Genomic DNA, 12,806 nt, shown 5'->3' on the forward strand with positions numbered 1-12,806 from the left:
CACGCAGCCAGGACTCAAGCACCTCCAGGTCACCCTCACGCACAACCAGTCCAGGAGCAGGTCTATTCGCCATACCCCCATCATCCTAAGCACCAACCACAAAACAACTAACGACACGCGACACTAGTTGGGACCGGAGTGGGGCAGGGGGTCTGGTGACATCAATTCGGCTGCGTGAGCTCCGCTGGAAATCTGGCAGATCACCTCACGTGAATCCCTCTGGGGTCGACCTGTTGCGTTAACCGCGGGATGTCGGGGGAGGCCGGCGATCTCAGACTGTGGATAAAGAATGTTATCCACAAGGTGGAAAGGTCGGGTGTGCTTGAATGGCGGTATTCTTGCATGATGATCGCATGGGAATCCGATACTACGCATATGCAGTTGAGGCGGACAGGATCGACGACGCTATCGAGTGTCCCTCGATGTTCCTGTCCTGCGATCCTCTTGCCGACGCCTGGGGAATGGAGGCTGGTGTGATGTCCGGGCCGGCCACCATGAAGCAAGTGGTCCCGAAGAGGGACATGCTCTATCTGGACAAGGCCTGGGATGGGCTGCAAGAACTTACTCGAGCTGAGAATAATGGTGGAGAGCGTCGCCCTTCTTATCGCATGTTTGAAGGGAGGGTGCGCATGGTCGGGCCGGAGTGGGAGCCGTGGATCAGAGTGCTGAGGCCTGAGGAGATGAGGGGGATCAGCTGGGATCTGAAGTTGTTGTGCCAGGAGGAGGGGGCGTCGATATCGAAGCGCAGTCACGGGGGAGGATCTGAAAAGAGCATGTCATACCTCGGCAGATATCTTCAGGAGGCCTGCCGATTTGCTGAGGGACTTGTCGAGGACGGGCGCGGTATGGTCTACATGATTGGCTGACAAGTGTCGCGTGGGCCAGTGGCCACTGGTGTTGCTGCCAACAGTTGTGGGTGGCTGGTTGTGTCGACGCCTGCTTGACTCGTGCCAGCTCAGTTAACGGGTTGTGAGTTGAGGTGACGTACGCGAATTGATGTATCTGTTGAGGTGGAGGTGGAGTCTGGGTGGGCTGGAAGGTAGGTTGCCGGTGAACTCGTATCAGGCGTGTCCGCGCTTATTCTTGCGCTTCGACAGGTATCGGCGTTTCCTGCGGCGGTAACGCCGGTGCGTTTCGGTGAGCAGGGTGAACAGCTCCTTGTGGGGGACGGAGAGTCTCTGCGGAATCGCGATCGTCCATCTCTTTCGAGAAGGGAAGATCATGTACCTTTGGCGGGCGATCGGGTTCGAGTGAAGAAACTCGTCGTGCTGCTCCTTGCCGAAGGATGTGAGGTGATATGCGAGAACTTCGGGATGGTATATGCCGCCACTCGAAAGTGTCCGACTCTCGATCTTCTCGATGTCGGGCCACTCGGTTCGCTCGATGATGCCGCCGTCCTTGTTCTCGATCCTCAGTTCCTGGAATGTGAGGACCAGCCGAATCCCCTGGGAGAGCTGTCGGTAGGCTACTAATGTGGTCAGGCCGAAGAATCCTGTGCATACGATGCCGCAGATCGCAAGAGTGACTCCCTCTTCGGGGTTGCTGCTTTCTGATGCGGAAGTGATGATCATGGCGAGGCTGATCAGAAAGAATGCGAGAAAAAGTGTGATGAGTAAGGTGAGTCGGGTCTTCGAGGAGGGGGTGATGAGGGTGCCGTCGCGCTCCAGCCTCTCGATGAGCTGTGCCACGCGGTCCTCTCTGCGCTCTCGTGGTGACAGCATCCGTCCGGCTTCTCCTCTGTGCTCCGACGTCGGAACCGATGCTGCCACCCCGGGCGGGCGGTGCCCCGGCGCCCACCAAAAAGTGATCTAGATTACGATCCAGGCTGTCTAATGTCCGTTCCGACGGACGAAAGTCGCACCTGCCTATAGTCTTCCCGCCACTGGACATCAGATGTCAACGATGACGTCGGCCGTGGCACGTGTCAACGAAGAAGGTGCACAACCCCATGACCACCACAGCCTCCCCGGGCAGCAAGGTCTCCTCCCCGGGCAAGCAGCCCAGCCCGCAGGCGCGCGCCGCAGCCCGACGCTACGCCACGGTCCTGGCTCTCATCGCCACCCTCGGCCCGTTCTTCTACGGCTTCGAGGGCATGGTCCTCAACGGCGCCATCAAGGCCGTCGGCAGCGAGTTCCACCTCGGTGAGCTCGCCAAGGGCGTCGCCGGCAGCGCCGGCATCATCGGCGGTCTCATCGGCGCCGTCCTGGCCGGCCGTATCTCGGACAAGATCGGCCGCAAGACCACCCTCATGTGGGTCGGCCCCTTCCTCGCCTTCGAGGCGATCTGCGGTGTCTTCAGCCCCATGCTCGGCTCCTACGGCTACCCCTTCCTGCTCCTGTGCCGCGTCATCGGCGGCATCGGCTTCGGCGCCGCCACCACCGTGGCCCCCGGCTACGTCGCCGAGATCGCCCCGGCCGACATCCGCGGCCGCCTCATCGGCTTCCGCCAGCTGTCCATCATCCTGGGCCTGTTCTTCGCCGGCCTCATCAACGTGGCCGTCACCCGCGCCGCCGGCGGCGCCGGCAAGGAGCTGGCCCTGGGCCTGCAGGCCTGGCAGTGGATGTTCGCCTGCCTCATCATCCCGGCCGCCTTCTACATCATCTTCACCACCTTCATCCCCGAGTCGCCCCGCTACCTGGTCTCGGTGGGCCGCCGCGAGGAGGCAGAGAAGATCCTCGTCAAGGTCACGGCCGACCCCGACCCCGCCGCCCGCGTCCAGGCCATCGCCGACTCCATGGGCGCCGACGGCGCCGTCAAGATGAGCGTCGGCCAGATCTGGGCCTCCCAGTGGCGCGGCCTGGTCCTGGTCGGCATGGCCATCGCCGCCTTCCAGCAGCTCACCGGCATCAACGGCGTCTTCTTCTACTCCAACACCCTCTTCGGCGCCGTCGGCTTCACCGAGGACATGGCCCTCCAGCAGACCCTCATCATCACCGCCTTCAAGGTCGTCGGCGTCGTCAGCGGCATCCTCCTGGTGGACAGGATCGGCCGCAAGCGCATGCTCATCTACGGAGGGACCCTCATCTTCCTGTCCCTGGCCGTCGTCGCCACCGTCTTCACCATCGCCCCGATCGTGGACGGCAAGCCCGACATCGCCGCCAACCCGACCCTCGGCTTCGTGGCCGTCGCGGCCCTGTGCACCTTCATCCTCGGCTTCACCTCCTCCTGGGGCCCCATCTTCTCCATCGTCATGGGCGAGATGTTCCCCAACCAGATCCGCGGCGGCGCCATGTCCCTGGCCTCGGGGGCCGACTTCCTGGTCAACTTCCTCGTCGTCCTGTTCTTCCCCTACCTCATCGTCTGGTCGCCGGCCGGCACGTACTGGATCTACTGCGCCTTCGGCGTCCTGGCCGTCATCTTCACCGCCCGCTACCTCCACGAGACCACCGGCACCCAGCTCGAGGACGTCGACAAGGTCGTCTCCAAGTGACCCGCCCGGTCACCCAAGGACCACGAAGACAGAAAGGAACTCTCATGACGACGACGTCGAGCCCTCAGGCAGCTCAACCCGCTCAGCCCGCCGAGTCCGCCGAGCCCGCAGGGCCGGTCGAGGGCGCCCAGCCGGCTCGCCCGGCCCGGGACATCCCCGACAACGTCCGCAACGTCCTGGTCATCATGACCGACCAGCACCGCACCGACACCATCGGCTGCCTGGGCAACCCCCACGCCCGGACCCCGGTCATCGACGCCATGGGCGAGAACGGATTCGCCTTCACCAACTGCTACACGCCCACGGCCATCTGCACCCCGGCGCGCGCCTCCCTGCTGACCGGCAAGCTGCCGCGCAAGCACCAGGTCCTGGCCAACCCGGAGTGGAACATCGCCTACCAGACCGCCATCCCGCTGGGCACCTGGACCTACACCCAGGCCCTGCGCGACCACGGCTACAACGTCGGCATCGTCGGCAAGTACCACTGCGGCCCCAACCTGCCCGACCAGTTCGGCATGGACGACGACTCCTACTGGGGCGCCGAGAACCCCGTGGGCAACGAGAAGTACGTGGCCTGGCTGGAGAGGAACAATCTCCCCCCGGTCAAGGCCCACGACCTGTGGCGCGGCAAGCTTCCCGGCAACCGCGACGGGCACATCATCGCCGCCCGCCTCGACCAGCCCGAGGAGGCCACCTTCGAGCGCTTCCTGGCCGACCGCGCCATCGAGAAGCTGCGCGAGTACGCCGCCGACTGGAGGAAGGACTCCAAGCCCTTCAGCCTCGACGTGCACTTCTTCGGGCCCCACCTGCCCTACTTCCTGCCCGACGAGTGGTTCGACCTCATCGACCCCGAGACCGTCACCCTGCCGGAGAACTTCGGGGACTCCCTCATCGGCAAGCCCCCGATCCAGCAGAACTACGCCACCTACTGGTCGACGTCGTCGTTCACCAATGAGCAGTGGAAGAAGCTCATCGCCGTCTACTGGGGCTACGTGGCCATGATCGACTTCGAGATCGGCCGCATCATGGACGTGGCCCGCGAGCTCGGCGTCCTGGACGACACCGCCGTCTTCTTCTGCGCCGACCACGGCGAGTTCACCGGATCCCACCGGATGAACGACAAGGGCCCGGCCATGTACGACGACATCTACAACGTCCCCTTCATCGCCCACATCCCGGGCGTGTCCACGGTGGGGCGCTCGGACGCCTTCACCTCGCTCATCGACCTTCCGGCCACCGTCCTGGACATCGCGGGACTCGACCCCTCCCTGGTGGAGGACGGCCGCTCGATCGTCGACCTCACCCGGGGCCAGGAGGTGCCCGGCTGGCGCGAGAACATCGTCTGCGAGTTCCACGGCCACCACTTCCCCCTCCAGCAGCGCATGCTGCGCACCCGGGACTTCAAGCTCGTGGTCAACCACGAGTCCATCAACGAGCTCTACGACCTGCGCGTGGACCCCGCCGAGATGAACAACGTCTACACGGTGCCCGTCTACGACCAGATCCGCCGCGAGCTGGCCACCGAGCTCTACCGACAGCTCCGCGAGCGCGGAGACCACTCCTTCGCCAAGTGGATGGCGGCGATGACGGACTTCGACATCCCGCTGGTCAACACCGCGCGAAGCGACCTGGACAAGGTGCTCAGCGACTGAAGGCCGGTCACGGCCGCCCTCAGCCGCCTTGCGGCACCTTCGACGCCGATCCCCGGCGGGCCCACCTCCCTGCACCGGGCCCGCCGGGAACGGTGGAACCGCCGCTGCCGCCCGAGCGGCACTCGATCATCTTGACCATCCCGACCACCACGCCCAGTACGACCTGACCGACACGAGGAGGATGCGACATGGACTACCTGGCCACCCTGGCCCCCTCGAGCCTGGAGGAGAGGATCGTCCAGGCCCTGGCCTCCGGCCCGGCCACGCGCAGCGAGCTGTGCACCCGCCTGGACGTCTCGCGCACCGTGCTGGGGCGCGCCCTGACAGAGCTGCGCCGGGACGGGGCCGTGCGCGTCGTCGCCCACCGCTCCCACGAGGAGGGGCGGGGCCGGCCCGTCGAGCAGCTGGGCCTGGCCGAGCGCATCGCCTGCGCCGTCGGCCTGCACATCTCCCGCACCGCTGCCGGCGGCATCGTCCTGGACCGCAAGGGCGAGGTCCTCGCCTCGGTCCTGACCCCGTTGTCCTTCACCGGCTGGCAGGAGCCGCTGGGCCGGCTGTGCCGGGACCTCAAGGACAGGGCCGACGACGACGGCGTGGACATGTCCTACGTCTCGCGCATCGGCGTCGGCCTGCCCGTCCCCGTGGGGCGGGGGACCGGCCCGGGAACCGCCCTGGGCGAGGACCTGTTCAGCTCCGTGGAGCAGATCGTCTCCCCCTACTGGAGCGGCTCGCTGCTCGTGGACAACACGATCCGCATGACCGCCCTGGCCGAGGCCCGGTGGGGCGCGGGGCAGGGGGCGCCCGAGCAGATCTACGTCCACCTCGGGGGAGGGGAGGGCGCCTGCGTCATCGTCGCCGACCGCATCGGCGGCGGCAGCACCGGGTACGCCGGTGAGCTCGGGCATGCCACCGTCCCCGGCGGGACGCGCCCCTGCCAGTGCGGCAGGACCGGGTGCCTGGAGACCCTGGCCTCGGCCCCCGCCGTCGTCCAGACCGCCGGGGCCACGGACCTGGCCGGGCTGCGCCGGATGCTCGACGACGGCGCCCCCGCCGCGCGCTGCGCCCTGACCGAGGCCAGCCGGGCCGTCGCCCAGGCCTGCGCGACGGCGGTGCTGCTCATGAGCCCCGGACGCATCGTCGTCGGCGGCGAGCTCGTGGCCGCATGCCCCGAGATCGTCCCCCAGATCGCCACCGACATCGCCGACCGGCTCGTTCCGGGGACCGGATGGTCCGTGGAGGTCGTCGCCGCCGGCCTCGACGGGCTCGGCCCGGCCCGCGGCGCCGCCGGGGCCGCCGACTCCTACGTGACGGCCTGCCTGGAGGAGGCCAAGCGCCGCCAGAGGAGCTTCGGATGAGCACCGTGGCCCTCCCGATGCCCACGGTCCGCCCGGCTGGGCGTGACGAGGCCGCGTCGTCGGGGCCACGGCTCGCCCCCACCCCGCACCTGGACGCGACGGCCCTGCCCGGGGCGGGACCCGCAGCGGGGCCACTGAACCGACGCCGCCTGCCCCTGTCCGTCGTCGCCAAGCCGACCGGCGCCGCCTGCAACCTGGACTGCCAGTACTGCTTCTTCCTGTCCAAGGAGCTGCTCTACAACATCCCCCGTCAGCTCATGAGCGAGGAGACCCTGGAGCGCTACGTCGCCGAGTACCTGGCCGCCAGCGCCGACGGCGAGGTCACCATGCTCTGGCAGGGCGGCGAGCCGACCCTGCGCGGGCTGCCGTTCTTCCGCCGGCTCATCGAGCTGTGCGAGACCTACCGGCGCCCCAGCCAGAGGGTGGTCCACGCCCTGCAGACCAACGGCACCCTCATCGATGAGGAGTGGGCGTCCTTCCTGGCGGACAACGACGTCCTCGTGGGCGTGTCCATGGACGGGCCGCCGGCCATGCACGACTCCTACCGGCTCAACCGCGGCGGGCGCGGCACCCACTCCATGGTGCTGCGCGGCTGGAGGCACCTCGTGGCCGCCGGCGTGCGCCGCAACATCCTGTGCACCGTCCACGCCGCCAACCAGGACCACGGCGCCGAGGTCTACCGCTATTTCCGCGACGAGCTGGGCGCCACCCACCTGCAGTTCATCCCGATCGTCGAGCGGGTCGAGCCCGAGCAGCTGGCCGCCGCCGAGGCCGGCTGGCGCACCGACACCGGCGCCCGCCTCCTCTACCGGCAGGCCGGCAGCTCGGTGACCTCCCGCAGCGTCGACCCCCGGGCCTACGGCCGGTTCCTCTCGGAGATCTTCGACGAGTGGGTGGCCGCCGACGTCGGCCGCGTGTTCGTCCAGGACTTCGACTCGGCGCTGTCGGCGATGTTCGGCATCCACCCCACCTGCGTCCACGCCCCCGAGTGCGGCAACAACATGGCCATGGAGTTCAACGGGGACGTCTACGCCTGCGACCACTGGGTCGAGCCCGAATGGAGGCTCGGCAACGTCACCGACGAGCCCTTCGCCGACCTGGCCGGCACCCCCACGATGCGGCGCTTCGCCACCAAGAAGAGCGCCCAGCTGACCGACCAGTGCCGACGCTGCCCCGTGGTGCAGCTGTGCTGGGGAGGGTGCCCCAAGGACCGCTTCACCCGCTCGGTCGACGGCCAGGAGGGCCACAACTACCTGTGCGCCGGGTACGGTGCCTTCTACTCCCACATCACGCCCGACCTGCTCGCCATGGTCCGGCTCCTGGGGGCGGGGCGCGCGCCGGCCGAGATCATGGACCCGGGCACCAGGCGCTCCCTGCGGCCCGAGGAGGAGTAGAGGAACGTGTCCGTGCTCGCCTCTGTGCTCACTGCCCTGGCCGTCGGGGTGCTGGTCGGGGTCGTCGTCGGCGCCCTGGGGGCGGGCGGCGGCATCCTGTCGGTGCCCGCCCTGGTCTACCTGCTGGGACAGGACCCGCACGACGCCTCCGCCGGCTCCCTCGTGGTGGTGGGGCTGACCGCGATCGTCTCCCTCATCGCCCCGGCCCGGGCCGGTCGGGTGCACTGGCGCGACGGGCTGACCTTCGGGCTCATGAGCGTGCTCGGGGCCCTCGTGGGATCCCGGGCCTCCGTGGCCGTGAACGGCACCGTCCTGCTGACCCTGTTCAGCGCGATGCTGGCGGTGGTGGGCGTGATCATGCTCGTGCGCGGGCTGCGCTCACGCAGCGGCCCCGACGGCGGTAGTGGCGACGGCTGCGATGGAGGGGGAGGGGCGGCGGCCCGGCGCGGTCTGCTGGTCATCGCGGGCGCCGCGACCTTCACCGGGTTCCTCACCGGCTTCTTCGGGGTCGGCGGCGGGTTCATCGTCGTGCCGATGCTCGTGCTGGCCCTGGGCTTCCCGATGAAGGAGGCCTCCGGAACCTCGCTGCTGGTCATGATCATCGCCTCCGCGGCCGGCCTGGCGGCGCGGGTGGGGACGCACTCGAACGTGGACTGGCCCGTGGTCCTGGTCTTCGCCGCGGCCTCGATGGCGGGAGGCCTCCTTGGCGGGCCGCTGACGAGGCGTGCCTCGGCGGCGACGCTGACGACCGTCTTCGGCGTCCTGCTCCTGGGCGTGTGCGCCGTGACCGCCTACGACCTCCTGACCGCCTGAAGGCGCTGCGTGTCGTCGTGCTGCGCAGGCCGGTTACCGAGACGAGTCTGTCCTATATGACGCGATACGTTATACACTGAGTGTGTGGTCAGGACGTTCGGCAGCAAGGACACTGAACGGCTCTGGCACAGGGAGCGAGTCCCGTCGATCGACTCTCGGATACAACGGACTGCCTTGAGCAAGTTGCGTCAAATCGCATCTGTGCACTCGGTTGACGAGTTGCGGGTGCCGCCGGGAAATCGGCTCGAGATGCTGAAGGGAGATCGAGCCGGCCAGTACAGCATCAGAATCAATGACCAGTGGCGGATCTGTTTCATGTGGACGAACGCCGGGGCGGAGGAGGTCGAGATCGTTGACTATCACTGACCAGAGCAACAAGCTGGCTCCTATTCATCCGGGGGAGGTTCTCATGGAGGACTTCATCAAGGGGTTCGGCATTACCCAGAATAAGCTGGCCGTCGCTATTGATGTGCCGCCGAGACGTATCAATGAGATCGTGCATGGTAAGCGCGCGGTGACTGCTGATACGGCGTTGCGGCTTGGCAAGTACTTCGGGGTGTCTGCGCAGTTCTGGTTGAACCTGCAGACTCAGTATGACCTCGACGTTGCGGAGGATCGCCTTTCAATGCAGATTGATGCCATCACTCCCTTGCGTGTGGCCTGAGCGTCGACATGTCGCAACCTGTGTGGATCGGCCTATCTGTCGAAAAGGCGTGGCAGCATCGGTGGTGATGCTGACGACCGTCTTCGGCGTCCTGCTCCTGGGCGTGTGCGCCGTGACCGCCTACGACCTCCTGAAGGCGCTGTGAATGGAGGATAAGACGCGTTTGCCGCTACTAGATCCGTGTGTTTGCTAAGCCACTTGAACTCGCTGATCGCCTGTCACATACTCAATCGCCAAATTCCCACCAACCGCCTCCAGGTATCTGCGGATAGTGCCGATCTTCGAGTCGTCAAGGTCGCCGCGTTCGATCTTTGAGACCTGCCGCTGACCGACTCCGATGCGATCCGCTAACTGTGCTTGAGTGAGTCCGGCCTGCTCGCGCAGCTCGCGTAAGCGGTATGCGCGGATCTCGGTGCGCATGCGCTCTTTGTGGGCCTCGATCTGGTCTCGGCTCACCGGGTGGGAGTCTAAGAACTCTGTGATCGTCATGGGCATTGTGGCTACTCTCCTCTCAGTGTGTGCAAGTGCTCGTCGAACAAGTCATCGGCTATGGGGATGTTTTGCTTGTACCAGCGGGCGGCCAAGGCGAGGTCCTTGTTCTTCCAGCAACTCGATGGCCGCGACCACCTGCGCCTGTGAGTTGCTGTCCAGTGAAGCCAGCCACGCTGCAACCAGCTCGATGTCAACACTCCACACGCCGACATCGTAGCACCTGTAGGGTCTAAGAGCGGAGTGCGCTCGGTACGTCTACCTGTTGTCTGGCAGCATCGGTGGCATGAGCAGTGAGTCGGCATCCGAGCGGACCAGCACCTACGACGTCGTCGTCATCGGCGGCGGACCGGCGGGGGAGAACGTCGCCCAGTACGCCACCGAGGGCACCGACCTGACCGCGGTCCTCGTCGAGGGGGAGCTCCTGGGCGGCGAGTGCTCCTACTACGCCTGCATCCCCAGCAAGGCCCTCCTCCTGCCCATCGAGGTCGCGGCGGCCTCCACGCACCTCGGCGGACTGCGCCCCGCCGAGCTGACCGCACCGGATCTGCTCGCGCGCCGAGACGAGTGGGTCTCCCGGTACGACGACGCCGGCCAAGTGCGCTGGGCCGAGAGCTCCGGCATCGACGTCGTCCGCGGATGGGCGCGCCTGGCCGGCCCGCGGCGGGTCGCCGTCCAGACCCCGGAGGGTGAGTGCGTGCTTCAGGCCCGGCGCGCCGTCGTGCTGGCTACCGGAGCGCAGCCCGTCGTGCCCGCGCTCCTCCGGGGCCTCGAGGCCTGGGACTCGCGCGACGCCACCGGCGTGCAGGAGATCCCGCAGCGGCTCATCATCATCGGCGGCGGGGTCGTCGCCTGCGAGGCCGCCACCTGGATGTCCGCCCTGGGCAGCGACGTCACCATGCTGGTACGCGGCCCCCGTCTCCTGTCGGCCGCCGAGCCCTTCGCCTCACAGATCATCGAGGAGGCGCTGGCGGCCCACGGCGTCACCGCCATCACCGATGCCCAGGTGACCGGCGCCGAACGGGTGCAGGCGCGCGAGGCCGGGCTCGGTCGTATCCACGGCGGCCCGGTGACGATCAGCTGCGCCGGCCGAAGCATCGAGGCCGACGAGATCCTCATCGCCACCGGCCGCCGCCCCCTCCTGGACGGCATCGGCCTGGAGACCGTCGGCCTCGAACCCGACGACGTCCTGGCCGGTCGCCTGCCCGACTGGCTCTACGCCGTCGGCGACGCCGGCGGGGAGGCGCAGCTGACCCACACGGGTAAGTACCGGGCGCGCGTCGTGGGGGAGTCCATCGCCGCCCTCGCAGCCGGCCGCGAGCCCGAGCCCGCGGTCGAGGACGTCCCCGTCCCGCAGGTCGTCTTCACCGACCCCCAGGTCGCCGCCAGTGGTCTGACTGAGCAGCAGGCCCGCGACGCCGGACACGACGTCGTCACCGCCCAGGTCGGTTACACCTCGGCCGCCGGTGCGGCGCTCCTGCGCGATGACGCCCACGGCGAGGCCAAGCTGGTCGTCGACCGGCAGACCGGCACCATCCTGGGGGCAACCTTCGTCGGCCCGGGCGCGGGCGAGCTCATCCACGCCGCCACCATCGCCATCACCGCCGACGTTCCGGTCCGCCGGCTGCGCCACGCCGTGCCCGCCTTCCCCACCGCGAGCGAGATCTGGCTACGGCTCATCGAGTCCCTCCCCAGCGAGGTCCTCCACCGTCCCGGTAAGGGGTGACGTCAAGGCCTCAGGGCATGACTGAGGGACAATCGGTGCGTGCGAATCACCGGTATCGACCACGTCGTCCTGACCGTCCGCTCCATCGAGGCGAGCATCGACTTCTACTCGCGGGCCCTGGGTATGGAGGTGGTGACCTTCGGCCAGGGGCGCACGGCACTGCGGCTCGGGGACCAGAAGATCAACCTCCACGCCGCGGACGACCCGATCGCCCCGCATGCCGCGCGGCCCGCCCCCGGAAGCGCGGACCTGTGCCTCGTCGTCGACGGCGCCATCGAGGAGATCCTCGCGCATCTCGTCTCCGAGGCGATTCCTGTCGAGCTCGGTCCCGTCGACCGGACGGGTGCTCGCGGCCCCATCCGCAGCATCTACGTGCGCGACCCCGACCAGAACCTCGTCGAGCTCTCCGTCTACCAGCCCCGTTGAGGCGTGCTCGAGCCCGGTAAGAGCCTATAGGCTGAACCGCTTCGAGCTACCGGGATGATTGAGGCCGAGAGGGAACGGCTCGTACCGGCGGGGAGATCCGGGTGTCGAAGCGTGTGCTCGCCAGCCGACGCTCCGCCCAGGTGATGGTGTCCAGCACCGCGTGGGCCGTGTAGGCCCGCACCCCCGTACCGATCGACTCCGTCGTGAGGATGCCGGCCGCTCTGAGCGTCTCCAGGCCTCGCGTCGCCGCCGTGCGCGATACGCCGTAGACCTGTGACACCGTGGTAATCGTGAGGATCGGGGTGGCAGGCAGCCCATCAAGAATCCGAGCCGCAGCCGAGTCAGCGCGCGGACGGCGGCCCGCGTTCTCCTGCCTCGCCCATGACTCAAGCGCATCTGCCCAGTCGGATCGAACGTCGTCGAGCTCGGATGAGATCTGCTCGGCCTGATCGCATGCCTGTACGGCGGCTTCGAGGAAGAAGGAGATCCAGGTGTCATAGCCTCCCGGCTCGGCGCCTACAAGGCTTCCGAGCCCCCGGTAGGCCGACAGTGCGTCGACGTACTGATCGCTCAGTGTCGACAGGACCAGGCTCACCGGTAATGCCATCGCAGGCAACAGCCCGCGACGCGCAAGCACCGTGTGGATGAGCGCCCGACCTACTCGGCCGTTGCCATCCGTGAACGGGTGGATCGTCTCGAACTGTGCGTGGACGAGCGCCGCCTGAATGAGAGGGGGCGTGTGTGGCTCCATTGAGATACTGCACAAGATCCTCAACCAGGTCTGGAACCAACTCCGGCGGCGGGGGAACGAAGTCGGCCTCAAGGGGGTGGTAGGAGGAGCCTCCCACCCAGTTCTG

13 protein-coding genes are annotated in these 12,806 nt (G+C 67.4%); 10 read left to right on the forward strand and 3 right to left on the reverse strand.

Annotated features, from left to right (window positions below):
• Positions 1-353 precede the first annotated feature (353 nt).
• Positions 354-866, forward strand: coding sequence for a DUF1877 domain-containing protein (locus HCR68_RS09840; RefSeq protein ID WP_167149035.1), 513 nt, complete (start codon positions 354-356; stop codon positions 864-866).
• 195 nt (positions 867-1,061) lie between these two features.
• Here HCR68_RS09840 and HCR68_RS09845 read toward each other — a convergent pair whose 3' ends face one another.
• Positions 1,062-1,688: a hypothetical protein gene (locus tag HCR68_RS09845; RefSeq protein ID WP_167149038.1), complete on the reverse strand. Its 627-nt coding sequence runs from the start codon at positions 1,686-1,688 to the stop codon at positions 1,062-1,064.
• A gap of 260 nt (positions 1,689-1,948) precedes the next feature.
• On the opposite strand from HCR68_RS09845, the gene HCR68_RS09850 reads away from it, so the two are divergent.
• The 7 genes from HCR68_RS09850 to HCR68_RS09880 all read left to right on the forward strand — a co-directional run bounded on the left by HCR68_RS09850 (position 1,949) and on the right by HCR68_RS09880 (position 9,308).
• Positions 1,949-3,430, forward strand: coding sequence for a sugar porter family MFS transporter (locus HCR68_RS09850; RefSeq protein ID WP_167149040.1), 1,482 nt, complete (start codon positions 1,949-1,951; stop codon positions 3,428-3,430).
• Positions 3,431-3,474: 44 nt separating this feature from the next.
• Positions 3,475-5,082, forward strand: a complete 1,608-nt coding sequence (locus HCR68_RS09855; protein WP_208320575.1) for a sulfatase-like hydrolase/transferase — start codon at positions 3,475-3,477, stop codon at positions 5,080-5,082.
• A 188-nt stretch (positions 5,083-5,270) separates the two neighbouring features.
• Positions 5,271-6,437, forward strand: coding sequence for an ROK family transcriptional regulator (locus tag HCR68_RS09860; protein ID WP_167149041.1), 1,167 nt, complete (start codon positions 5,271-5,273; stop codon positions 6,435-6,437).
• Entirely contained in the window at positions 6,434-7,831 is a 1,398-nt protein-coding gene (locus HCR68_RS09865) for an anaerobic sulfatase maturase (RefSeq protein ID WP_208320576.1), read from the forward strand. The genes HCR68_RS09860 and HCR68_RS09865 overlap by 4 nt, the downstream gene beginning before the upstream one ends.
• Positions 7,832-7,843: 12 nt before the next feature.
• Positions 7,844-8,644, forward strand: coding sequence for a sulfite exporter TauE/SafE family protein (locus tag HCR68_RS09870; RefSeq protein WP_167149043.1), 801 nt, complete (start codon positions 7,844-7,846; stop codon positions 8,642-8,644).
• 84 nt (positions 8,645-8,728) lie between these two features.
• Positions 8,729-9,010: a type II toxin-antitoxin system RelE/ParE family toxin gene (locus HCR68_RS09875; protein ID WP_167149044.1), complete on the forward strand. Its 282-nt coding sequence runs from the start codon at positions 8,729-8,731 to the stop codon at positions 9,008-9,010.
• A complete protein-coding gene (locus HCR68_RS09880; RefSeq protein ID WP_167149045.1) occupies positions 8,997-9,308 on the forward strand; it encodes a HigA family addiction module antitoxin in 312 nt (103 codons plus the stop codon). Before HCR68_RS09875 ends, HCR68_RS09880 begins: the two co-directional genes overlap by 14 nt.
• Positions 9,309-9,497: 189 nt before the next feature.
• Here the strand turns inward: HCR68_RS09880 and HCR68_RS09885 are convergent, their stop codons facing one another.
• Positions 9,498-9,797 carry a helix-turn-helix transcriptional regulator gene (locus HCR68_RS09885; protein WP_208320577.1) on the reverse strand — a complete coding sequence of 100 codons (300 nt, stop codon included), beginning with the start codon at positions 9,795-9,797 and terminating at the stop codon, positions 9,498-9,500.
• A gap of 286 nt (positions 9,798-10,083) precedes the next feature.
• Between HCR68_RS09885 and HCR68_RS09895 the strand changes: the two genes are divergently transcribed.
• Complete coding sequence (locus HCR68_RS09895; protein WP_167149048.1) at positions 10,084-11,523, forward strand: NAD(P)/FAD-dependent oxidoreductase; 1,440 nt, start codon at positions 10,084-10,086, stop codon at positions 11,521-11,523.
• 39 nt (positions 11,524-11,562) lie between these two features.
• The gene (locus HCR68_RS09900) at positions 11,563-11,949 is read left to right on the forward strand and encodes a VOC family protein (RefSeq protein ID WP_167149050.1); all 387 of its coding nucleotides are present in this window, start codon (positions 11,563-11,565) and stop codon (positions 11,947-11,949) included.
• Positions 11,950-11,995: 46 nt separating this feature from the next.
• Here HCR68_RS09900 and HCR68_RS13975 read toward each other — a convergent pair whose 3' ends face one another.
• Positions 11,996-12,544 carry a hypothetical protein gene (locus tag HCR68_RS13975; protein WP_243859045.1) on the reverse strand — a complete coding sequence of 183 codons (549 nt, stop codon included), beginning with the start codon at positions 12,542-12,544 and terminating at the stop codon, positions 11,996-11,998.
• Between the last annotated feature and the right edge of the window lie 262 nt (positions 12,545-12,806).

This window comes from Actinomyces sp. ZJ308 (genome assembly GCF_011752065.1).
Classification (GTDB): domain Bacteria; phylum Actinomycetota; class Actinomycetes; order Actinomycetales; family Actinomycetaceae; genus Actinomyces.

Excerpts from the sequence above, each read along its gene's own strand:
- HCR68_RS09885 (WP_208320577.1), bottom strand. The coding sequence starts at position 9,797 with ATGACGATCACAGAGTTCTTAGACTCCCACCCGGTGAGCCGAGACCAG.
- HCR68_RS09840 (WP_167149035.1), top strand. The coding sequence starts at position 354 with ATGGGAATCCGATACTACGCATATGCAGTTGAGGCGGACAGGATCGAC.
- HCR68_RS09855 (WP_208320575.1), top strand. The coding sequence starts at position 3,475 with ATGACGACGACGTCGAGCCCTCAGGCAGCTCAACCCGCTCAGCCCGCC.
- HCR68_RS09860 (WP_167149041.1), top strand. The coding sequence starts at position 5,271 with ATGGACTACCTGGCCACCCTGGCCCCCTCGAGCCTGGAGGAGAGGATC.
- HCR68_RS09895 (WP_167149048.1), top strand. The coding sequence starts at position 10,084 with ATGAGCAGTGAGTCGGCATCCGAGCGGACCAGCACCTACGACGTCGTC.
- HCR68_RS09865 (WP_208320576.1), top strand. The coding sequence starts at position 6,434 with ATGAGCACCGTGGCCCTCCCGATGCCCACGGTCCGCCCGGCTGGGCGT.
- HCR68_RS09850 (WP_167149040.1), top strand. The coding sequence starts at position 1,949 with ATGACCACCACAGCCTCCCCGGGCAGCAAGGTCTCCTCCCCGGGCAAG.